Origin of the sequence: Phenylobacterium sp., from assembly GCF_037189685.1 — a bacterium.
In the GTDB taxonomy this organism is placed as follows: Bacteria; Pseudomonadota; Alphaproteobacteria; order Caulobacterales; family Caulobacteraceae; genus Phenylobacterium.
Genome location: NZ_JBBCIT010000053.1, coordinates 1 through 21,064 on the forward strand (window position 1 = coordinate 1; position 21,064 = coordinate 21,064).

22 protein-coding genes and 1 tRNA gene are annotated in these 21,064 nt (G+C 72.0%); 10 read left to right on the forward strand and 13 right to left on the reverse strand.

What is annotated here, in order from left to right:
- Positions 1–223 precede the first annotated feature (223 nt).
- From WG212_RS22305 to WG212_RS22320, 4 genes are all read right to left on the reverse strand, one after another.
- Positions 224–643, reverse strand: coding sequence for a hypothetical protein (locus WG212_RS22305; protein ID WP_337189313.1), 420 nt, complete (start codon positions 641–643; stop codon positions 224–226).
- A gap of 84 nt (positions 644–727) precedes the next feature.
- A complete protein-coding gene (locus WG212_RS22310) occupies positions 728–1,489 on the reverse strand; it encodes a Sir2 family NAD-dependent protein deacetylase (protein ID WP_337189314.1) in 762 nt (253 codons plus the stop codon).
- A gap of 4 nt (positions 1,490–1,493) precedes the next feature.
- Positions 1,494–1,793: a DUF167 family protein gene (locus tag WG212_RS22315; protein ID WP_337189342.1), complete on the reverse strand. Its 300-nt coding sequence runs from the start codon at positions 1,791–1,793 to the stop codon at positions 1,494–1,496.
- Positions 1,794–1,798: 5 nt separating this feature from the next.
- Positions 1,799–2,104 (reverse strand): YggT family protein, encoded by a 306-nt coding sequence (locus tag WG212_RS22320; protein ID WP_337189315.1) that lies wholly within the window; start codon positions 2,102–2,104, stop codon positions 1,799–1,801.
- A 168-nt stretch (positions 2,105–2,272) separates the two neighbouring features.
- Here WG212_RS22320 and WG212_RS22325 point away from each other — a divergent pair.
- The 3 genes from WG212_RS22325 (at position 2,273) to WG212_RS22335 (ending at position 4,408) form a co-directional block, all read left to right on the forward strand.
- Positions 2,273–2,348 (forward strand) — tRNA-Ala (locus WG212_RS22325).
- A gap of 262 nt (positions 2,349–2,610) precedes the next feature.
- Positions 2,611–3,021 carry a nucleoside diphosphate kinase regulator gene (gene rnk, locus WG212_RS22330; RefSeq protein WP_337189316.1) on the forward strand — a complete coding sequence of 137 codons (411 nt, stop codon included), beginning with the start codon at positions 2,611–2,613 and terminating at the stop codon, positions 3,019–3,021.
- 67 nt (positions 3,022–3,088) lie between these two features.
- Positions 3,089–4,408 carry an Hsp70 family protein gene (locus WG212_RS22335; RefSeq protein WP_337189317.1) on the forward strand — a complete coding sequence of 440 codons (1,320 nt, stop codon included), beginning with the start codon at positions 3,089–3,091 and terminating at the stop codon, positions 4,406–4,408.
- A 7-nt stretch (positions 4,409–4,415) separates the two neighbouring features.
- On the opposite strand, the gene WG212_RS22340 is transcribed toward WG212_RS22335, so the two are convergent.
- Positions 4,416–4,856, reverse strand: coding sequence for an EamA family transporter (locus WG212_RS22340; protein ID WP_337189318.1), 441 nt, complete (start codon positions 4,854–4,856; stop codon positions 4,416–4,418).
- 65 nt (positions 4,857–4,921) lie between these two features.
- Positions 4,922–7,729 carry a pitrilysin family protein gene (locus WG212_RS22345; protein ID WP_337189319.1) on the reverse strand — a complete coding sequence of 936 codons (2,808 nt, stop codon included), beginning with the start codon at positions 7,727–7,729 and terminating at the stop codon, positions 4,922–4,924.
- 201 nt (positions 7,730–7,930) lie between these two features.
- On the opposite strand from WG212_RS22345, the gene WG212_RS22350 reads away from it, so the two are divergent.
- Both WG212_RS22350 and WG212_RS22355 read left to right on the forward strand, forming a co-directional pair.
- The gene (locus tag WG212_RS22350; RefSeq protein ID WP_337189320.1) at positions 7,931–8,890 is read left to right on the forward strand and encodes a LysR family transcriptional regulator; all 960 of its coding nucleotides are present in this window, start codon (positions 7,931–7,933) and stop codon (positions 8,888–8,890) included.
- Between the two features lie 66 nt (positions 8,891–8,956).
- Entirely contained in the window at positions 8,957–9,280 is a 324-nt protein-coding gene (locus WG212_RS22355) for an antibiotic biosynthesis monooxygenase (RefSeq protein ID WP_337189321.1), read from the forward strand.
- 9 nt (positions 9,281–9,289) lie between these two features.
- Here the strand turns inward: WG212_RS22355 and holA are convergent, their stop codons facing one another.
- From holA to WG212_RS22375, 4 genes are all read right to left on the reverse strand, one after another.
- A complete protein-coding gene (gene holA / locus WG212_RS22360) occupies positions 9,290–10,342 on the reverse strand; it encodes a DNA polymerase III subunit delta (protein WP_337189322.1) in 1,053 nt (350 codons plus the stop codon).
- Between the two features lie 159 nt (positions 10,343–10,501).
- Complete coding sequence (gene lptE, locus WG212_RS22365; protein WP_337189323.1) at positions 10,502–11,023, reverse strand: LPS assembly lipoprotein LptE; 522 nt, start codon at positions 11,021–11,023, stop codon at positions 10,502–10,504.
- A complete protein-coding gene (leuS, locus tag WG212_RS22370) occupies positions 11,020–13,632 on the reverse strand; it encodes a leucine--tRNA ligase (RefSeq protein WP_337189324.1) in 2,613 nt (870 codons plus the stop codon). Before leuS ends, lptE begins: the two co-directional genes overlap by 4 nt.
- A 168-nt stretch (positions 13,633–13,800) precedes the next feature.
- Positions 13,801–14,271 (reverse strand): DUF3576 domain-containing protein, encoded by a 471-nt coding sequence (locus tag WG212_RS22375; protein WP_337189343.1) that lies wholly within the window; start codon positions 14,269–14,271, stop codon positions 13,801–13,803.
- A 272-nt stretch (positions 14,272–14,543) separates the two neighbouring features.
- On the opposite strand from WG212_RS22375, the gene WG212_RS22380 reads away from it, so the two are divergent.
- Positions 14,544–14,930: an NtrZ family periplasmic regulatory protein gene (locus WG212_RS22380; RefSeq protein WP_337189325.1), complete on the forward strand. Its 387-nt coding sequence runs from the start codon at positions 14,544–14,546 to the stop codon at positions 14,928–14,930.
- 167 nt (positions 14,931–15,097) lie between these two features.
- Here WG212_RS22380 and WG212_RS22385 read toward each other — a convergent pair whose 3' ends face one another.
- Entirely contained in the window at positions 15,098–15,700 is a 603-nt protein-coding gene (locus WG212_RS22385; RefSeq protein WP_337189344.1) for a thiamine phosphate synthase, read from the reverse strand.
- On the opposite strand from WG212_RS22385, the gene WG212_RS22390 reads away from it, so the two are divergent.
- Positions 15,699–16,364: a YggS family pyridoxal phosphate-dependent enzyme gene (locus WG212_RS22390; RefSeq protein ID WP_337189326.1), complete on the forward strand. Its 666-nt coding sequence runs from the start codon at positions 15,699–15,701 to the stop codon at positions 16,362–16,364. The genes WG212_RS22385 and WG212_RS22390 overlap by 2 nt on opposite strands.
- Before the next feature lie 13 nt (positions 16,365–16,377).
- On the opposite strand, the gene WG212_RS22395 is transcribed toward WG212_RS22390, so the two are convergent.
- Positions 16,378–17,040, reverse strand: coding sequence for a sulfotransferase family protein (locus WG212_RS22395; protein WP_337189327.1), 663 nt, complete (start codon positions 17,038–17,040; stop codon positions 16,378–16,380).
- A gap of 119 nt (positions 17,041–17,159) precedes the next feature.
- Between WG212_RS22395 and murJ the strand changes: the two genes are divergently transcribed.
- The 3 genes from murJ to WG212_RS22410 all read left to right on the forward strand — a co-directional run bounded on the left by murJ (position 17,160) and on the right by WG212_RS22410 (position 20,533).
- Positions 17,160–18,833, forward strand: coding sequence for a murein biosynthesis integral membrane protein MurJ (gene murJ / locus WG212_RS22400; protein ID WP_337189328.1), 1,674 nt, complete (start codon positions 17,160–17,162; stop codon positions 18,831–18,833).
- Positions 18,834–18,958: 125 nt separating this feature from the next.
- A complete protein-coding gene (gene trpS, locus WG212_RS22405) occupies positions 18,959–20,011 on the forward strand; it encodes a tryptophan--tRNA ligase (protein WP_337189329.1) in 1,053 nt (350 codons plus the stop codon).
- 45 nt (positions 20,012–20,056) lie between these two features.
- Complete coding sequence (locus tag WG212_RS22410) at positions 20,057–20,533, forward strand: universal stress protein (RefSeq protein ID WP_337189330.1); 477 nt, start codon at positions 20,057–20,059, stop codon at positions 20,531–20,533.
- 41 nt (positions 20,534–20,574) lie between these two features.
- Here WG212_RS22410 and secB read toward each other — a convergent pair whose 3' ends face one another.
- On the reverse strand, positions 20,575–21,060 hold the full coding sequence (gene secB, locus WG212_RS22415; protein ID WP_337189331.1) for a protein-export chaperone SecB: 486 nt from the start codon (positions 21,058–21,060) through the stop codon (positions 20,575–20,577).
- Positions 21,061–21,064: the final 4 nt, after the last annotated feature.

Genomic DNA, 21,064 nt, shown 5'->3' on the forward strand with positions numbered 1-21,064 from the left:
CGGCGGCCATGAGGGCGCCGTGGGCCTTCTCCGCGGCGGAGAGGTCCAGCGCCGCCAGCCGGTCCAGCGCGGCCAGCGCCACGACGTCGATGTCGGGTCCCTCGGACATGAGGGACATCCAACCACCCCGCTACGTCAGAATCGGACGTAGGCCGGCGGCGTCACGCGACTGTCTTCTTCGATGCGTCCGGGCGGTTCTGACCCTGGGGCTCGACCGGCTCGGTTACAGCGGGGCGCAGGTGGTCATGTTGACCGGCTTGGAGTCCTCGCGCGTCCAGCCCTGGGGCGTGCGGATCAGGTAGGCGAAGGACGAGCCGGACTTGCCGGTGGATCCGTCCTCGTTGCGGCCGGCGAAGGTCATGGCGGCGACCAGCTTGGCCGTGGCGCCGCGGGCGGTGTCTTCCGGGGTCAGGTCCTGGGCGGCCTTGCACATCACCTGGAAGTCCTGACAGCCCTTGCCGTCGACCTTGGCTGCGCAGGCGGGGTGGCCGGCCTCGATATCGTCGCGCCAGGCCTGGATCTGGGACTCGTGGCCCGCGTAGGGGTCGCCCGAGCCGCCGCCGCTGCTTTCCCCGGAGCTGCAACCGGCGAGCAGGGCGGCCATGAGGAGCGACGAACCGGCGATGGCGACAGATCTGATCACGCAACGAACTCCCGGACTGCAAAGGCGGAGCCTTTAGACCCGCGATCAAGGCGGGGGTGTGACGAAAGGCGCGGGCGCCGCGCTTTAGTTGGCCGGCGCCACTTCGCGCATCACCGGGCCGATCTCGTCGTGCAGCACGAGGTCGGCGTAGGCGTCGAGCTCGGTCTCCTCGCGGTTCACGATGGCCAGCACCGCCCCGTTCCGCTTGGCCATCACCGGGAAGCCGGCCGCCGGATAGACCACCAGCGACGACCCCAGAACCAGGAAGAGGTCGCAGGCGCGGGTCTCGGCCTCGGCGCGGGCCATCGGTTCGGGCGGCATGGCCTGGCCGAACGAGATGGTGGCCGTCTTCACGATCCCGCTGCACGCGCGGCAGGCGGGCAGGTCGCCGGTGGCCTCGTACAGCACCCTCAGGTCCTCCAGCTCGTGGCGCAAGCCGCATTCCAGGCAGGTGGCGTAGCTGGCGTTGCCGTGCAGCTCGATCACCCGCTCGGCCGGCACGCCCGAGGCCTGGTGCAGGTTGTCGACGTTCTGGGTGACGATGCTGGAGGCCTTGCCGGCGTGGACCAGGCGGGCCACCCCGGCGTGGCCGTCGTTGGGCTCGCGGCCCACCCAGCCGGCGCGGCCCGAGAACACGCGCGACCACGCCTCGCGCCGCTTGTCCTCGCTGGCGACGAACTCCTGGAAGTAGATCGGCTTCATCTTGCTCCACACCCCGCCGGGGCTGCGGAAGTCGGGGATGCCGCTCTCGGTGGAGATGCCGGCGCCGGTGAAGACGACGATCCGGCGGGCGTCGGCGATCAGGCGCCCGAGGTCGGCGCGCGAGGGAGGCATGCGGCTGGCCATGACCTCAACCTTCGCCCGGCGGGGGGCCGAACGCCAGGGCGATCTGGACCGGCCCGACGCCGTCGATCTCCAGCCGCTTCACGCGCGCGGTGTCGCCGGCGGCGATGCGGACGGCCGATTTCGGGACCTTCAGCGCCTTGGCGATCAGGGCGACCACCGCCGCGTTGGCGGCGCCGTCGGCCGGCGGCGAGGAGACCCGCACCTTCAGTACGAGGCGGCCGGCCTCGTCCGCGGCCCAGCCGTCGACGCCGTCGCGGCCGCCCTTGGGCGTGACGCGGACCGCGAGGCGGAAGGGCGGCGAGATCGCCGTCAGCCCACCAGCCGGTAGAGCGGCTCGGCCAGCCAGGGCAGCAGGTAGCGGCTGATCCCCTGGAGGACCAGGATCGCCACGATGGGGCTGATGTCGACGCCGCCCAGGGGCGGGATCACCTTCTGGAACGGCCGCAGCACCGGCTGGGTGATGGCGTCCAGCACCCGGGCCACGCTGTAGACGAACTGGTTGCGCAGGTTGATGACGTTGAACGCCACCAGCCACGACATCACCGCGCTGACGATGATCGCAATGACGAGCAGCCCGATCAGGTTCTGCAGGACGAAGAGGAGAAATCCGGTCATCGCCCTGCTTCTAAGGCCCTTTGCGGCCGTGGCAAGGTGAAGCGGCGCCGAGCCCCCGGACGGCCCCCCGGCGCGCCTCCTGGGCGACCCTCGAGGGACGCCTTGCGCGCGCCGCGCGCATGCCCGCTTGACAGGCGGCCCCGCAATCGACTTATTCCGCGCCTTCCTGGGGCCGTAGCTCAGTTGGTAGAGCGCCTCGTTCGCAATGAGGAGGTCAGGGGTTCGACTCCCCTCGGCTCCACCAGGAACCTCCCCACCGTTTCCGGGACGATGTGTCCGAGTTGACTTCCGCGCGGGCGCGCGGCCTGATGCTTTCGTGTTTCAACGGCCCACATTCCTCCGGTTCCGCCACCACGGCGGCACGCTCCAGGCAGGCTAGTCGCCCCGGCCTCTCTTTGCGCGTGGGGTCGGGGACCCTGATCCCAGCTTTCCGTTCTTCCCGCGCCGGCCCCTGAGCACCAGCTCCTGAGCCGGGCGCCGCGTCCTACCTGATCCCGGAGACACCCATGCCCTCGCAGGCCGCGCCCGCGCGCCCGCCGTTGATCGTCGGCGAGACCGACGCCGACCGCCTCTTCCCCATCGCCGAACAGGTCGAGGCTCGAGGAGTCCCCCTGGGTCTCCTTGCCGAACTCGAGCGCGCCGAGGTGCTCCCCGACGCTGACGTGCCGCCGGGCGTGGTGGGCATGGAGTCCGAGGTGGAGTTCGTGGACGCCGCCCACGGGGATTCCCGGACGGTGCGGCTGGTCTATCCGCGCGACGCCGACATCGCCCAGGGCCGCATCTCGGTGATGACCCCGATCGGCGCGGCGCTGCTGGGCCTCAGCGAGGGGCAGACTATCGACTGGCCCGACCGCGACGGGCGGGTGCGGGCGCTGAAGGTCGTCCGGGTGCGGCGAGGGGCGCCGGCGGCCCCATAGCCGCCGCGGGACGGTTTGCGGACGGGCGCGGGTCTGGTATGGGGCGCGCCCCTCGGAAAGCCCCGCCATGTCCGCGCCCTTCAGCCTCGGCATCGACTTCGGCACGACCAACACCGTGCTGGCCCTCGCGGGCGGCGAGGGGCCGGCGCGGCTGGTGCGGTTTCCGGCGACGGAAGGGGAGCTGTTCGCGTTCCGCTCGTGCCTTTCGTTCTACGCGCCGCCCGACCTGCCGTCCGAACGCCAGGTGACGGCCGGGCCGTGGGCCATCGAGGCCTATGTGGACGATCCCGCCGAGACGCGGTTCATCCAGAGCTTCAAGAGCTTCGCCGCCCAGGAGAGCTTCACCGAGACCCAGATCCTGGGCCGCCGCTACCGGTTCGAGGACCTGCTCTCCACCTTCCTGCTGAAGGTGCGGGAGTACGGCGGCGGCGACCTGGCCGAGCTGCCCGAGCGGGTGATCGTGGGCCGGCCGGTGCGGTTCGTGGGCGGCGCGCCCAACGAGGCCCTGGCGCTCCGGCGCTACGAGACGGCCTTCAACCGGATGGGCGTGGAGGCCGTGCGCTACGCCTACGAGCCGGTGGGCGCCGCGTTCTTCTTCGCCCGGGGCCTGGACCATGACGCCACGGTGCTGGTGGGCGACTTCGGCGGCGGCACCTCGGACTTCTCGATCATCCGCTTCGAGCGGGTCGCCGGGAGCCTGCGCGCCACGCCGCTGGGCCGGGCGGGCGTGGGGGTGGCGGGGGATGCGTTCGACTACCGGATCATCGACCATCTGGTCTCGCCCGAGCTGGGCAAGGGCGGCGACTATCTCTCGTTCGGCAAGACCCTGCCCATTCCCTACAAGTACTATGCGGCCTTCGCACGGTGGGACCAGCTGGCCCTGCTGCGCGCCAGCCGCGACATGCGCGAGATCCGCGCCCTGGAACGCCAGGCGGCCGAGCCGGAGAAGATCGCCCGCCTGATCGAGATCCTGGACGAGAACCACGGCTACCGCCTGTACCGCGCCGTCTCGCGCCTGAAGGAGACGCTGTCGGCCGAGTCCGGGGCGGCGTTCCGGTTCGAGGCCGGCTCCATCGACATCGCGCGCGACGTGGCGAGGGCCGAGTTCGAGGGCTGGATCGCCCCGGAGCTGGCGCTGATCGAGGGCGCCGTGGACGCCGCCCTGGCGGACGCCGGCCTGGCGGCAGAGGCGATCGACCGGGTATTCCTGACCGGCGGCTCGTCGCTGGTCCCGGCGGTCCGCGCGATCTTCGGGCGCCGTTTCGACCCGGCGCGGATCGAGACGGGGGCCGAGCTGGAGTCGATCGCCTCGGGCCTGGCGCTGATGGGGCGCGAGGACGACCTGGGCCGCTGGACGACGGGTCCCGACCTGCCGGCCGGCCGCTGACCCCGGCTCAGCCCGGCGTGGCCTTGATCGCCACCAGCACGGCCCCGGCGGCGATCAGGGCGACGCCCACCCAGTTGAGGCCCGAGAGGCGCTCGCCGAGGAACAGGACGCCGAAGACGGCCACCAGCAGCACGCTCAGCTTGTCGATCGGCGCCACGCGCGCGGCCTCGCCGAGTTGCAGCGCGCGATAGTAGCAGAGCCACGAGGCGCCGGTGGCGACGCCCGACAGGCCCAGGAAGACCCAGGTGTTGCGCGGGATCGCGCCGAGCGGCTGATACTGGCCGGTCACCGCCAGGAAACCCGCCAGGATCACGATGATGAAGCCCGTGCGGATGAAGGTGGCGAAGTCGCTGTTGACGTTCTCCACGCCCACCTTGCCGAAGATGGCCGTGAGGGCGGCGAACACCGCCGACAGCACCGCCCACCCCTGCCACGACAGTCCCTGCATGGTCACACCCTCCCGCCGGCGGATCAGAGCACGCCCCCGCACGCCGAAATCAAGCCCGCCGAGGGCTATCGCGCCCTGAGCGTGGGGCTGTCGAGGTCGAGGCGGTCGACGGGGATCACCTCCAGGCCGGGCAGCCGGGCCTTGAGACCCTCGGCGAAGGTCGCCGCATCGCCGGCCACCACCACGCTGGCGCCGTCGGGGCGGAAGGCGCGGGCGGCGAAGGCCTGGACCTGGGCGGCGTCCACCGCCTCCACCTTGGCCGTGTAGGCGGCCATCTCGTCCAGCGGGACGCCGTGGAACGCCAGGTCGCCCAGCACGCCGGCGAGGCCGGCCGAGGTGGCGAGGGTGCGGCCGTAGCCGCCCGTCAGCACCGAGCGGCGCGCGGTCAGTTCGTCGGCGCCGGCGGGCTCGGCGGCGAGGCGGGACATCTCGGCGCGGATCAGGTCCAGCACCTCGCCGGCCGACTCGTTCTTGGTCTGGGCCGAGGCGCGGAACGAGCCGGTGGTGCGGGCGGTCGCCAGGCGGGCGCTCGCGCCATAGGAGAGGCCGCGCTTGATGCGGATCTCCTGGTTCAGGCGCGCCGAATAGCCGCCGCCCAGGAGCGAGGTGGTCACCAGGGCCGGATAATAGTCCGGGTCGGCGCGGGCGATCGACGGCTTCAGGACGTTGACCGAGGCCTGGCCCGAGCCGGGGAGGTCCAGTCCCACGGCGCGGGGCGGCGCCTGGGGCCGGATGTCGGGGGTCGGCGGCAGGCCTGCGCGCGGGCGGACCCAGCCACCGAAGGCCTCGCGCGCCAGGCGGAAGCCGGTCTCGGGGTCGATGTCGCCCGTCAGCACCAGGATGGCGTTGTCGGGGCGGAACCACGTGGCGTGCAGGGCGGCCAGGTCGGCGGGCTTCAGCCGCGGGAGGCTGCCGGGGGTGCCCTGGGCCACATGGCCGAACGGGGTGCCGGCGAACACCAGCGGCGCGCTGGCGAGGCCGGCGACCGATCCGGGGTCGCCCAGGGCCACGCGCAGGCCGTCCAGCGCCTGGTCGCGCTGGCGCTCCAGCTCCTCGGCGGCGAAGGCCGGGTTGCGGGCCACGTCGGCCATGATCGCCAGCGCCCGGGGCAGGGTGTCGGGCAGCGCGCCCAGGGTCACGGACGAGGCCTCGAGCCCGCCGCCGGACGCGAGCGAGGCGCCCAGGCTCTCGATCTGGCGGGCGATCTGCTGCGCGGAGCGCGTCTTCGTGCCCTCGGTGAGCATGCCGGCCATCATGGACGCGGCGCCCGACAGCCCCGGCGGGTCGGCCCAGGCGCCCACCTTGACCGTGAGCTCGGCGGTGACCAGCGGCAGGTCGGACGAGCGGGCCACGATCACGCGAAGGCCGTTGGGCAGGACGGTCTCGGCGGGGCGGGGCAGGACCGGGGCGATCGGCTCGCCCACCGGCGGCGGCCGGACCCGCTCGGCCTCGGGGGCGAGGGTGAAGACCGGGCCGTCGTAGCGGGCGACGGTCTTCGGCGGCGTCGGCGCGGGGGGCGGGGCCCCGCCCGGCGGCCGCTCGCTCTCGGGACGGTAGCGGATGGTCATCCGCCGGTCCTCGGCCAGGTACTTGCGGGCCACGCGCTGGACGTCGGCGGCGGTGACCGCCTGGAGTCGGCCCAGGGCCGTGTTGACCGCGTTCGGATCGCCGTCGACCAGGGCGGCGTAGCCGATGGCGCTGCCGCGGCCGTCGATGGTCTCGCGCTCACGCAGGGCGTCGGCCAGCAGCTCGTTCCGGGCCTCGGCCATCTCGGCGTCGGTCGGCGGCGCGTCGCGCAGGCGTTTCACCTCGGCCAGCAGGGCGGCCTCGCCCTGGTCCACGGTCTTGCCGCTGGACATGATGGCGCCCAGCATGAAGAGGCCGGGATCGCGCGGCAGGTCGGCGCCCGAGAACGCCTCGACCGCGATCTGCTGGTCGTAGACCAGGCTGTTGTAGAGCCGCGAGGACTTGCCGGCCGAGAGGATGGCGTCCAGCACCTTCAGCGCCGGGGCGTCGGGATCGGCGGCGGCGACCGCCTGCCACGAGAGCACGACCGCCGGCAGGGGCACGTTGGGGCCGTAGCCGTCGAAGACGCCCGGCCCGGTGCGCGGCGGCTCCTTCACCGTGACGCGCGGCAGGGGCCGGGCGGGCGGCTTCAGCGGGGCGAAGTAGCGGTCGACCCAGGCGTCCAGCTTCGCGGGATCGAAGTTGCCCACGACGATGAGGATGGCGTTGTCGGGCCGGTAGTAGGTGTGGTGGAAGGCGCGCACGTCGTCGATGGTCGCGGCGTCCAGCTCCTCGATCGAGCCGATGCCGGGCCGGCGGTAAGGATGGGTGGTGTAGCTGGCCTGCGGCAGGTAGAGGGCGAACAGGCGGCCGTAGGGCGAGGCCAGGACGCGCTGGCGCAGCTCCTCCTTCACCACGTCGCGCTCGGACGCGAAGATCGCCTCGTCGACCACCAGCGTCGACATGCGGTCGGCCTCGGCCCACAGGATGCGCTCCAGGTGCTGGGCGGGCACCACCTCGTAGTAGTCGGTGAAGTCGTCGGCGGTGGAGGCGTTGTTGAAGCCGCCCACGTCCTCGGTCATGCGGTCCAGGGTCTCGGCCGGCATGTTGCGGGTGGCCTTGAACATCAGGTGCTCGAACAGGTGCGCGAAGCCCGAGCGGCCCTCGGGGTCGTCCTTGGACCCCACGCCGTACCAGACCTGGACGGAGACGTTCGGTGTGGTGCGGTCGAGCGAGGCGATCACCTTCAGGCCGTTGGGCAGGGTGCGCTCGGTGAAGGCGATGGGAGGGACGTCGGCGGCGACGGCGGCGGCCGGCGCGATCGCCAGCAGGAGGGCCAGGCCGGCCGCGCGGAAGGTGCGGAACATGAAGCATCCCGGTTGGAGCAAGGTGGGGACTCCTTAGCATCCAACCGGGACGGGGAAAGCCCGCGAGGTTCCCGAACGGCGGCCGATGAGGGTGCGGCCCGCCCGGCCCCCGCAGGCGGGGGACGCAAGAAGATACGGCGGCGGCGGGCGTCCGGATGAGGCCTCTTGCCGTCGCGTGCGCGCTCGCCGCAGAATGCCGCCATGTTCGACTGGAATGACCTCAAGGCGTTCCTGGCCGTCGCCCGCGGGGGATCCACGCTGGCGGCGTCGAAGGCGCTGGGCGTCAACCAGACCACGGTCGCCCGGCGGATCGAGAGCCTGGAAAACGACCTGGGGTTCAAGCTGTTCGAGCGCGGCCAGAGCGGCAGCCGGCTGACCGAGACGGGCCAGGCCCTGATCGGCGAGGCCGAGCTGGTCGAGCGGGCGGCGATCCGTTTCGCCAACCAAGCGGCCGGCCAGCTCCGTGGCGTGGCGGGCGCGCTCCGGCTGACCACCAACGAACTGGTGGCCAACACCATGGTGATCCCGGCCCTGGGCGAGTTCCGCAAGATCCATCCGGACGTGCAGGTGGACCTCGTGGTCACCGACCGGGCGCTGGATCTCGAGAACGGCGAGGCGGACCTGGCCATCCGCACCGGCAAGGCGCTGGCCGAATCCGACCTCGTGGCGCGCAAGATCGCCGACCACGACATGGCGCTCTATTGCAGCCGCGACTACGCCGCCCGCCGCGGCGCGCCGGCCTCGCCCGACGACCTCAAGGACCACGACCTCATCGACGTGGCGATGGAGATGGGCGAGTTTCCCGGCGCCACCTGGATGATGCGCCACTCGGGCGGCAAGACGCCGATCACCCGGTCCAACAGCCTCGGCAGCCTGTTGCAGGCGGTGAAGGCGGGCCTGGGCGTCGGCGCCCTGCCCTGCACCGTGGCCGACATGGATCGCGACCTGCTGCGCTGCTCGGACGTGATCGAGGAGGCCCGCGCCACCTCGTGGATCGTCACCCGCCGCGACCTGAAGGACACGCCCCGCGTCCGCGCCTTCATCGACTTCATGGCGCCCCATCTGCAGCAGGTCATTCGCCGCAACGCGGAGATCGGCCAGCAGCGCCAGGCCGAACAGGCGGCCGTGGTGATCCCGTTTCCGACGACGTCGACGGGGTAGGGCTGGAACGCCGCGACGCATCGCGGCAGAGTGGGGCGGACAGTCTCTGGTGTTCGGGAGCCCGCCATGTTCATCGCCATGAACCGCTTTCAGGTGCTGCGCGGGCAGGAGGCGGCGTTCGAGGCCGTCTGGCTTTCGCGCGAGACACATCTGGAGACCGTGCCGGGGTTCCAGCACTTCAGCCTCCTGCGCGGACCCGAGCGTGAGGACCACACGCTCTACGCCTCCCACTCGCAGTGGGCGTCGCGGGCGGCGTTCGAGGCCTGGACGAAGTCGGAAGCCTTCCGGCTGGCGCATCGGGGCGCCGGCGACAACAAGCCGCTCTACATGGGCCACCCACAGTTCGAGGGCTTCGAGGTCCTGCAGGAGGTCGCCGCGACGGCGAAGTAGCGCGAAAGCCTACAGCCCCAGCCGCCGGGCGCGGCTGGCGACCATCAGGGCCAGGCGTTCGGCGATGAGGCGGTCGGGCGAGCCGGCGGTCTTGCAGGCCCGGTCGGCGGCCAGGACCTCGGGCTGGATGCGGTCGAGTTCGTCGAGGGTCCAGGCGCGGGCCTGGCGGAGGAACTCCCGCTCCTGCTTCCAGAAGACGCCCGAGGCCTTTGCGGCCTCCTGCGCGCCGGCGCCGGCCTTGACCAGGGTCAACGTGCGGCGCAGGCGGCCCAGGTGCATGCCCACGGCGCGGACGGCGGCCGGACCGGACTCGCCCTCCTGGGCGGCGCGGCGCAGGCCCGCCTGGGCCTCGGCGATGCGGCCGCCGAAGGCGTCGGCGGCGGCGTCCAGCAGCGAGGACTCGGGCTCCACGCCGAGGAAGGGCTCGAGGTCGGCGGGGGTCGCGGTCATGCCGCCCCCCGGGCCGAGGTAGAGGGCGAGGCGCTCGATCTCCTGGCGGGCCACGCCGCGCTCCTTGGGCAGGCGGCCGACGAACAGCTGAAGGGCGTCGGCGGTCAGGCCGACCCGGTCGGCGGCCAGGGTGTCGCGCACCAGGCGGGCCACGTCGCCGGGTTCGTCCTCGTAGCAGGGGATGGCGGCGGCGGTCGTCGCCTTCTCGGCCGCCTTGCGCAGCGCGGAGTCGCGGCCCAGGTTCCCGGCCTCGATCAGGAAGAAGGCGTCGGGGTTCAGCTCGCCGGCGGCGTGGCGGGTGAGCGCCTCGGCCGACAGCTTGTCGGCGGCGGGCTTCTCGGCCGCGAGGCGGAGGCGGACGAGGCGGCGGCCGCCCATCAGCGACTGGGCCGCCAGCTCGCCCTCCAGGCGGCCGGCGTCGTCGGCCAGGTCCTGCTCGGTGAGCACGGCCACGTCGAACGGGTCGTCGGGATTGGGGACCAGCTTGCCCGCGAGCTGGTGGCCGCGGTCGCGCACCACGCCCAGGTCGCGGCCGTAGATCAGGGCGGCGCGCAGGGCCGGATCGGGCTTCGACAGGAACCGCTCGATGTCGGGGCGGCGGCTGAGGATCATCTAGCGCCCCGCCAACTCCATCCGCTCATCCCGGCGAACGCCGGGACCCAGATCCCGGAGCGTGGCGGTGGGCGGGAGGGACGCCGAAGTCCTGGAATCCACGCCGGAGCCTCTCCATCTGGGTCCCGGCGTTCGCCGGGATGAGCGGTGAAACATCATCTAGCGCCCCGCGGCGCGCTGGCCCCCGTTCCGGCCCCCATTGGCGAGCCAGACGGCCAGCTCGAGCTGGATGCGGCGGGCCGCTTCGTCGGCGGCGCGGTCCTGGGCGTCCTGCTGGGCCGCGATGGAGGCGTAGGGCTGGTCGGCGGAGTCGTAGGTCAGCTCGACGCGCACCTGGCCGCGCCGGGCGATCGCGCCGTCGGGCACGGTCTTCAGCACATAGGCGGCGGTGAGCACGTACTCGTAGCGGGTGGCCACGTTGTCGATCCGCACGCCGCGCGGATAGCGGGCCTCGCCGAGGCTCAGCTCCATCGTGTAGGCGGGCGGCGCGCCCGGGTTTCGCCCGAAGGCGTCGTCCAGATGCTGGCGGATCAGGTAGCCCGTCCGCCCGGCCGGGGCCTGGACGTCGATGGCCGCGAGGCTCCGCACCACCTGGGGTTCGCCGTACAGCGGCTGGAAGCCGGCGCAACCGGACAGGCCGGCGGCGACCGCCAGTGCGGCGAAGGCGGGAGCTATCCTCATGCGGCCACGATATTCACGATCCGGTCCTTGACCACAATGATCTTGCGGATCGTCAGGCCTTCCAGCTTGGCGGCGATGTCCGCGTCGGCCTTCAGGATCGCCTCCACCTCGGCCGGCTCGGCGCCCGCCGGGGCGGTGATCTCGCCGCGGCGCTTGCCGTTGACCTGGACCGGCAGGACCTTGGTCGAGTCTTCGGTCAGGGCCGCGTCGAACCCGGGCCAGGGCGCGGCCACCACCATCCCCTCGCCGCCGATCCGGGCCCAGCATTCCTCGGCCAGGTGCGGGGTGAAGGGGGCGATCAGGCGGGCGAAGGCCGACAGCGCCTCCTGGCGGGCGGCCAGGACGGCCGGCGTCGCGCCTTTGGCGGGGTTGGCCTTCAGCAGGTTCAGGAACTCGTACAGGCGCGCGATGCCCGAGTTGAAGCGGAAGCCGTCGATGGCCTCGGTCACCTGGCGGATCAGCTTGTGGGTGGCGCGGCGCAGCTCGGCGTCGGGCTCGGCCGCGACCCCGCCGGCCGGCTGGCTGTCGAACTCGTCCCACACCCGGGTGACGAAGCGCCAGGCGCCCTGGACCCCGCCGGTCGTCCACTGGACGTCGCGCTCGGCCGGGCTGTCGGACAGCACGAACAGGCGCGCGGCGTCGACGCCGTAGACCTCGAAGATCTCCTCGGGCGCGACCGTGTTGCGCTTGGACTTCGACATCTTCTCGACGTCGCCGATGATCACCGGCTCGCCCGACTCCAGCAGCGTCGCCCGCCGCGTGTTCCCCTCGGCGACGATCTCGACGTCCCTGGGCTCGATCCATTCGCCGCTCTGGCGGCGGTAGGTCTCGTGCGTGACCATGCCCTGAGTGAACAGGCCGGCGAACGGCTCGCGCACCGACAACTGGCCGTCGTCGGCCAGGGCCTTGGTGACGAAGCGGGCGTACAGCAGGTGCAGCACGGCGTGCTCGATGCCGCCGATGTACTGGTCCACGGGCAGCCAGTAGTCGGCGTCGGCCTTGTCGATCGGCTCGGCGGCGTGCGGGTTGGCGAAGCGGGCGAAGTACCACGAGCTGTCCACGAAGGTGTCCAGGGTGTCGGTCTCGCGCACCGCCGGGCCGCCGCATTTGGGGCAGGTGGTGTGTTTCCAGGTGGGGTGCCGCTCCAGCGCATTGCCCGCCTTGCCGAACTCGATGTCGTCGGGATGGGCCACCGGCAGCGCGCTCTTGGGCAGCGGGACGACGCCGTCCTTCTCGCAATGCACCACCGGGATCGGGCAGCCCCAGGCCCGCTGTCGCGAGACGCCCCAGTCGCGCAGGCGGAAGACCGTCGCGCCCTCGCCGTCGCCCTGGGCCTCGATCCGGCGGATGGCTTCGGCCTTGGCCGCCTCGATGTCCAGGCCGTCCAGGCCATCGGAGTTGTAGATGGCGCCGGGGCCGACATAGGCCTCGTCGCCGATGCGGAACGTCGCCGCGTCCTCGCCCGGCGGCAGGACCACGGGCTTCACCGGCAGGTCGTACTTGCGGCAGAAGTCCAGGTCGCGCTGGTCGTGCGCCGGGCAGGCGAAGATCGCGCCCGTGCCGTAGTCCATCAGGATGAAGTTCGCGATCCAGACGGGCAGCTCCCACGCCGGATCGAACGGGTGCTTCACCCGGAGGCCGGTGTCGTAGCCTTTCTTCTCCGCCGTCTCGATCTCGGCCTCGGTCGCCGCGCCCTTGCGGCAGTCCTCGATGAACGCCGCCGCCTGCGGGTCGCGCGCCGCCACGGCCGCCGCCAGCGGATGGTCCGGGGCGATCCCCACGAAGCTGGCGCCGTACAGGGTGTCGGGTCGCGTGGTGTAGACCTCCAGGCCGTCGGCGAAGCCGTCGGGCGCCGCCCCGCCGGCGCGCGCGGACTCCATCTCCTCGCCGGCGCGGGCGTGGGCGAAGTGGAACCGGAACTTCAGGCCCCTGGAGCGTCCGATCCAGTTCTCCTGCATCACGCGGACCTTCTCGGGCCAGCGGTCCAGGCCCTTCAGGTCGTCGGTGAGCTGGTCGGCGTAGTCGGTGATCCGCATGGACCACTGGTTCAGCTTGCGCTTCTCGACCACCGCGCCCGAGCGCCAGCCGCGGCCGTCGACCACCTGCTCGTTGGCCAGCACCGTCTGGTCGACCGGGTCCCAGTTGACCAGGCTCTCCTTGCGATAGACCAGGCCCCGCTCGAACAGGTCCAGGAACCAGGCCTGCTGCTTGCCGTAATACCCGACGTCGCAGGTCGCGAACTCGCGCGACCAGTCGATGCTCAGGCCCAGCTCCTTCAGCTCGGCCCGCATCCGGTCGATGTTGGCGTAGGTCCATTCCTTGGGATCGACGCCGCGCTCCATCGCCGCATTCTCGGCGGGCAGGCCGAAGGCGTCCCAGCCCATCGGGTGCAGCACCGCGAAGCCCTTGGCGCGCTTGAAGCGGGCGATGACGTCGCCCATCGCGTAGTTGCGCACGTGGCCCATGTGCAGACGCCCCGACGGATAGGGGAACATCTCCAGCACATAGTACTTGGGCTTGCTGCGGTCGGCGACCGCGCGGAAGGCGTCGACGTCGGTCCACGCCTGACGCCACTTGGGTTCGATGTCTTTGGGATTGTAGCGGGCCATGACGCGCGGCCTTTGGACTGGAGTTGGACTTCCGGTCAACGGCATTCCTCCCCCGCTGGGGGAGGTGGATCGGGGCGAAGCCCCGAGCCGGAGGGGGCTTCATCCGCGGCGATGCGGGGGCGGAGCCCCCTCACCCGCTTCGCGGGAGCTCCCCCTGAGGGGGAGCCACTAGCCCCGGATGTTCGAAAGTCGAAGCTGGCGCGCGCGGGTCAGGATCGAATTCTCGATGTCGGTCTCGGTCTGGCCGGCCGCCGGCTGGTCGATCCAGGTTCCCGACGCGTCGCGCGTCTGCTTGAAGATCGCCACGTTCAGGCCGTCGGCGCGCAGGCGCGAGTCCAGGATGTAGACCGTGGCCTTGAAGCGCTCGTCGGGCTTCTCGGGATTGACATACCAGTCGGTCATGATGACGCCGCCGTACGGATCGGCCGACTGCAGGGGCATGAAGCTGAGCGTGTCCAGCGTCGCGCGCCACAGGTAGCCGTTCACGGCGATGGCGGCGGCGCTGTCGCCGGCCGGGCGGGCGCGGGAATTGCCGCCGAAGGGGGTCGGAACGCTGCCGCAGGCCGCCAGGCCGGCGACGCTCAGCGCCACGACCGCCACCTTGAGGACTCGCGTCCGGTTACCGCGCACAAACGGCATTAGCATCCGCCTCCATAGATTTCCGTGGGCGCATCCGCGCACCACGGCGCCGCCCCGCGCCGGCTGCCTCTATAACAACGCGGCCGGAACCGCCAAACAGGAATCGCGTGGCGCTTCGGCCACACACGGCGCGCATATATCGCCTCCAGGCTGAACGACAGCTGACTCCCGTTGACCCGGAAAAGGCGCCGCCCTTAATTCGCTGGCAATCGCGACCCCGTGCTGTATGGGCAGGGTCGCGGTAGGTGACCGTTGGGGCTATATAAGTTCGGATGTCGAAGCGCGGCGCGAGCATCGTCCTGGCCACAGCCATGCTGATGAGCATGGCGGCGGGTGGCGCGTGGGCGGCCGAGCCGGCCTCCAAGTCCGTCGACTTCACCGTCCGCGCCGAGCCCACGACCGTCGCGCCCAGCGCCAGCCGCGCCTACAAGCTCGACGCCAGCAAGGGCCGTTTCGGCCTGACCTTCGGCATGCAGCAGCCCGACGGGCGGCCCGCGACGCCGAACGACGTCTCGGCCGGCGCGTTCTTCCGGATCACGCCGTCGGTGCGCGTCGGCGGTTCTGTGGCCCTGGGCGACCAGGACCTGACGCCGCAGCGCAACCAGGCCCGCCCCGCCGACCAGCCCAAGGTCCGGCTGGAATCAAGCTTCAAGTTCTGACGATCCCGGCCGCCTTGTGCGGAGAAGCAGCCTTTCGTGCGCCTGAATGCGCCGCGGGCGCAGTCATCTCGACACGAAGACCACGAAGGCGCTCCAGTAGCTCCGGCGCCACGCGCGCGGCAGGGCGTTTCTGGTGGTCTTCGTGTTTCGAAGGGGTGCAAGGGCGCTCACGCGCCGAAGCCCTCGACAGCAGCCAGTCCGATCAAGCCCGTCGCCCGAAGCCGGCGGGCCGTCGCCGGATTGATCCCGCCCAGGCCGTAGGCCGGCCGTCCCGCCGCGCGCACCATCGCGGCCAGCCGCGCAGGTCCCAGGGGCCGTCCGGCGGATGGGCTGCGCGACAGCAGGGCTGGGGAGATCACGATCGCGTGCCCCCGGCTGGCCCGCGCGGACGCGACGCCGTGGGCCGCCGCGGTGATCAGCCAATCGGGCCGCATCCGGCGCAGCGGGAGGGCGCGGTGGGCCAGCCTCTGGGGCAGGTGGACGCCGTGCGCGCCGATCCGGGCGGCCAGGGCGGCGTCCTGGCCGATCAGCAGCACCAGGCCGCGCGCCCGCGCGATGGCCAGCAATCGCCGCGCGCGGGCCTCGGCGTCGGGGGCGCCGAAGTGCCGGTAGACGACGCCCGCGCCGCGCGGCAGGCGGCGGGCGACGGCCTCCGGGTCGGGCGTGCGGTCGGGGTCGGTGAAGAACAGGAGGGGCGGCAGGGCCTTCCGCAGCCTCCGGCGCGCCGGTAGAAGCCGGGCGGTCCGCTCAAGGGTCCAGAACGCCGAAATGTCCGCCCCCTCTTCCGAGTCCGCAGCCTATGCCGACGTGGTGGCCCGGATCGCCCGCGCCGCGCAAGCCGCCCGGCGCGATCCGTCCGACGTGACCCTGGTGGCCGTGTCCAAGCAGCAGCCGTGGGAGGCCGTCGCGCCGGTGCTGGCGGCGGGCCAGCGGGTGTTCGGCGAGAACCGCGTGCAGGAGGCGATGACGCGCTGGGAAAGGCGGTCGGAGGGCCTGGAACTGCGCCTGATCGGCCCGTTGCAGACCAACAAGGCGCGCGAGGCGGTGGCGTTCTTCGACGTCATCGAGACCCTGGATCGCGAGAAGCTGGCGCGCGTCCTCGCCGAGGAGGTCCAGCGCCAGGGCCGGCGGCCCCGGCTCTACGTGCAGGTGAACACCGGCGAGGAGCCGCAGAAGGCGGGTGTGGTCCCCACCGAGACTGACGCCTTCGTGGCCGCCTGCCGGACGACCTACGGCCTCGAGCCCGAGGGGCTGATGTGCATCCCGCCGGCCGACGAGCCGCCGGGGCCGCATTTCGCGCTGCTGCGCGAGATCGCGCGCCGCAACGGCCTCGCGAAGCTGTCGATGGGCATGAGCGCCGACTTCGAGACCGCCATCCGCTTCGGCGCCACCAGCGTGCGCGTGGGCTCGGCGGTGTTCGGCGCTCGGGACTAGGATCGGCCGAGGGTCAGGCTTTGCCGGCCGCCGCCCGCGCGGACTGCGCGATCCTGTCCATGTCGAGCGGCGCCTGGCCGGCGCCCGCGCGGCTCTGGAACTGTTCGGTGGAGTTCTCGCGCGGGTAGGGGGTGTCGGGCGCGGGGACGCCCAGGAACGCGCAGAGCGGACCCCATCCCTCGCGCACGTCGAACACCAGGAGCCGGTCCTTCGGGACGGCCGCGACCACCGTTTCCGTATGGCGGTGGAAGAAATCGGTCATGAAGCCGCGGTCGTGCATGTCGCCGCCGTAGAAAGCGTTGATCTGGTCGAAGAACGTCTTCATCGGCTCCTGATCCGGGTGCGGCCGGTGCGGGTTGAAGATCGTCGCCTGGGTGGAGTCGAACCACTTGTCGGGGTCGCGGACGGTGTGCAGCACCTTCGCGTCCGGATAGCGGTCCATCAGCTCGCGCCAGTAGCAGCAGCCGGGATGGTCCACCATCGACGAATAGCCGTCGAAGATCGCGTCCCAGTCGGGGCGGCCCCGGCCCGCCTGGACCCAGAGTGCGATCGACCGGGGATTCATGAACACCTCGGCCATGTGGTGGCAGGGGCCGAACCCGAGCTGCTCCAGCGCCAGCTTGGTCGACAGCGTGCCCGTCCGGCCCAGCCCCGACCCGATCACCTTCAGCCCCACGACGACCCTCCCTCTGTTCTGCGCATCAGCGTAGCCCGTCGGCGCCGAGAATCCACGGGCGATCCGCGCCGCCTGCGGCTAGGTTGACGCCGCTTCCGACGCAGCGTCCCTAGGGCTTCGTGACCGAGACCGCCACCCCGTCTCCCGCGCAGCCCGCGCCCGCGCCCGGGACCCCGCCTGCGCCGAAACGATCCGGCGGCGGCCTGCTGCGCTCGTCGGCGATCTTCTCGGGGCTGACGCTGGTCAGCCGGGTGATGGGGCTGGTTCGCGACCTCGTGGTCACGGCGCGCCTGGGGGCCAGCGCGACGATCGCGGCCGACGCCTACTATACCGCCCTCGCCTTCCCGAACCTGTTCCGCCGGATCTTCGCCGAGGGCGCCTTCGCCGCCGCCTTCGTGCCCGCCTATTCGCGCCGGCTGGCGGGAGAGGGCGAGGCCGACGCCGACCGCTTCGCCGCCGACGCCCTGGCCACGGTCGCCGTCGCCACGGTGGCGGTCATGCTGGTCGCCCAGCTGGCGATGCCGTGGCTGATGTACGTCATCAACCCCGGCTACGCCGACCAGCCCGAGAAGTTCCGCCTGGCCTGGATGCTGACCCAGGTGACGATGCCCTACCTGCCGTGCATGGCCATCGCGGCGTTGTTCTCCGGCATCCTCAACGCCCGCGGGAAGTTCATCGTCTCGGCCGCCTATCCGACCGTCCTCAACCTCGTGATGCTGGCGGTGGTTCTGCCCCAGACGGACCCGGTGCGGGCCGCCTGGTGGGCCTCGGGCGCGGTGGTGATCGCCGGGATCGGCCAGGCGGGAATCTGTTGGTGGGGGGCGCGGCGCAGCGGGGCGCGCCTCCGCCTCGTCCGGCCGCGGCTGACGCCCGAGATGAAGGCGCTGGTGAAACTGGCCGTACCCGCGGCGATCGCCAACTCGGCCACCCAGATCAACATCTTCATCTCGGGAATCCTGGCGTCGCAGATCGCCGGGATGCGCGTGTGGATGAACGTGGCCGACCGGCTGTACCAGCTTCCCATGAGCCTGGTGGGCGTGGCCATCGGCGTGGCGCTGCTGCCGCGGCTGTCGCAGGCGCTCCAGAGGGACGACCATGACGACGCCCAGGCGGCGATGGACCAGGGGGTCGTCTTCGCCCTGGCGCTCAGCCTGCCGGCGGCGGCGGCGCTGATGGCGCTGCCGGTCTACCTGATCGACGGCCTGTTCACCCGCGACCAGTTCACCGCGGTCGACGCGGCGGCCACCGGCCAGCTCCTGTTCCACTACGGCTGGGGCGTGCCGGCCTTCGTGCTGCTGCGCATCCTCCAGCCGGCCTTCTTCGCCCGGCAGGACACCCGGACCCCGATGCGGTTCTCGCTGATCTCGGTGGGGGTGAACATCGTGCTGGGGATCGCGCTGTTCTACGCCATCGGCTTCCAGGGCGTGGCCATCGCCACCAGCGTCGCGGCCTGGATCAGCGTGCTGCAGATGTGGGTCTCGCTCACCCGCCGCGGCGACTGGCGGCCCTCGCCGCGGACCATCTCGCGGATCGTGCGGATCGCCCTGGCCAGCGCGGCGCTGGGCGGCGCGCTGTTCGCCGCCAACCTCTTCCGGGCCGACATCGAGGCGGCGGTGGGCGCCGTCCTGCCGTTCGGGGTGAAGGAGATCTCGATCGTCCTGGTCTGTTCGGCGGGGCTGGCGCTCTACCCGGCGCTGCTGTTCGCCTTCGGCGGCCTGACGCCGGCCGAGGCGAAGGCGGCCCTGCGGCGGCGGCGGGGCGATCCGCCGGCCGCGCCCGCGGACTTGTCGTGACGCGCGCCGCGGGCTATTCGCGCCGGCATGGCTTCCGAACGTCTCATCTGGCGATGGCGCTGACCGCCCACCCGTGAAACCGGGCTTTGCGCCCGCCTGCCCGTTCCTTACAGAAGCCGACCATCATGACCGACCAAGCTCCGGCCCCCGATGCGGGTCCCGTCTCCTATTCCGGCCCCGACCGCGTGCTCTCGGGCGTCCAGCCCTCGGGCGACCTGCACCTGGGCAACTACCTGGGCGCGCTGAAGAAGTTCGCCAGGCTCCAGCACGAGATCCCGACCTTCATCTTCGTGGCCGACTACCACGCCATCACCGTCTGGCAGGAGCCGGCGAAGCTGAAGCAGCAGGTGCGCGAGATCGCCGCCGCCTACCTGGCCACCGGCCTGGATCCCAAGGTCGCCACCATCTTCGCCCAGTCGGCCGTGCCCGAGCACGCCGAGCTGGCCTGGATCTTCAACTGCGTCGCCCGCCTCGGCTGGCTGGACCGCATGACCCAGTTCAAGGAGAAGAGCGGCAAGCACAAGGAGCGGTCCAGCGTCGGGCTCTACACCTATCCCGTGCTCCAGGCCGCCGACATCCTGGCCTACAAGGCGACCAAGGTGCCGGTCGGCGACGACCAGAAGCAGCACCTGGAACTGACCCGCGACATCGCCCAGAAGTTCAACAACGACTTCGCGGCGCCCGGCTTCTTCCCCCTGCCCGAGCCGCTGACCCAGGGACCGGGCGCGCGGGTGATGAGCCTGCGGGACGGGGCGGCCAAGATGAGCAAGTCCGACCCCTCGGACTATTCGCGCATCAACCTCACCGATGACGCCGACGCCATCGCCCAGAAGATCCGCAAGGCGCGGACCGACGCCGAGCCGCTGCCCGAAACGGCCGAGGGCCTGGAGGGTCGGGCCGAGGCGAAGAACCTGATCGGCATCTATGCGGCGCTGGCCGGCAAGGCCGAGGCCGAGGTGCTGGCCGAGTACGCCGGCCAGGGCTTCGGCGCATTCAAGCCCAGGCTGGCGGACCTCGCGGTCGCGGTCATGGGCCCGATCGGCGGCGAGATGCGCCGGCTGCTGTCCGACCCGGGCGAGATCGACCGCGTGCTGACCGACGGGGCCGGCCGCGCCCGCGCCATCGCCGCGCCGACCCTGGCCGAGGTGAAGGCCCTGGTCGGGTTCTGGGGCGCGTGAGGCCGCCCGCTTGCGCCCCGGCCCGCAAGCGGTAAGGCTCCGTCCATGAGCGTACGGCGCAAATTCCTGGTCGTGGCGGACGACACGGCGGAGTTCCAGACGGCGCTCCGGTTCGCGTGCCGCCGCGCGCGCTCGACCGGCGGCTATGTCGCGCTGCTGCGGGTGATCCAGCCGGCGGTGTTCGAGCACTGGTCCGGCGTCCGCGAGGAGATCGCGCGGCAGCAGCGCCAGGAGGCCGAGGCGGCGCTGCAGCAGTCGGCCGAGTTCGTCCAGGCCGAGACCGGCCTGCCGCCCGAGTTCCTGATCCACGAAGCCGACAGCCCCCGCGCCGCGCTTCGCAAGGTCCTCACCGAGGATCCGGACATCAAGATCGTCGTGCTGGCCGCGGCGACCGGACGCGGCGGGCCGGGCCCCCTCGTCGGCGCCATCGCCAAGGACGGCGTCCGCTTCGGCGACCGCAAGGTCCCCATCACCATCGTCCCCGGCGACCTGACCGACGCCGAGATCGCGGACCTGGCCTAGCCATTCCCGCGGGGACGTCGGCCCCGCGGGGAGCGGTCGGTTCAGGCGTGGCCGACGGTGGGGTCCTGCTGGGCCTTGCGGGCGGCGTAGACGCCGGCGAAGTCGATCGGGTCGAGCAGGAAGGGCGGGAATCCGCCTTCGGCCGTGACCTCGGCGATGATCCGCCGGGCGAAGGGGAACATGTAGCGCGGGCACTCGATCAGGAGGACCGGCTCCATCTCCTCGGCCGGCACGCCGGTGATCTGGAACACGCCGCCGTACAGCAGCTCCACGTGGAACAGCGCCCCGTCGGGGCGGCCGGCGCGGGCCGACAGCTTCAGGTCCACCTCGAACAGGCCGTCCTCGCGGCCGCGGGCGTTCATCTCGACCTGAAGGTCGATCTGGGGCTGGTCCTGGCTGGGGCGCAGCGCCTCGGGCGCGCGCGGGTTCTCGAACGACAGGTCGCGGATGAACTGGGCCAGGATGCGGATGCCGGGTTCGGCGCCCGGAACCGGAGGCGCGCCCGCGCCGGCGTCGGTATCGGTCATGTGG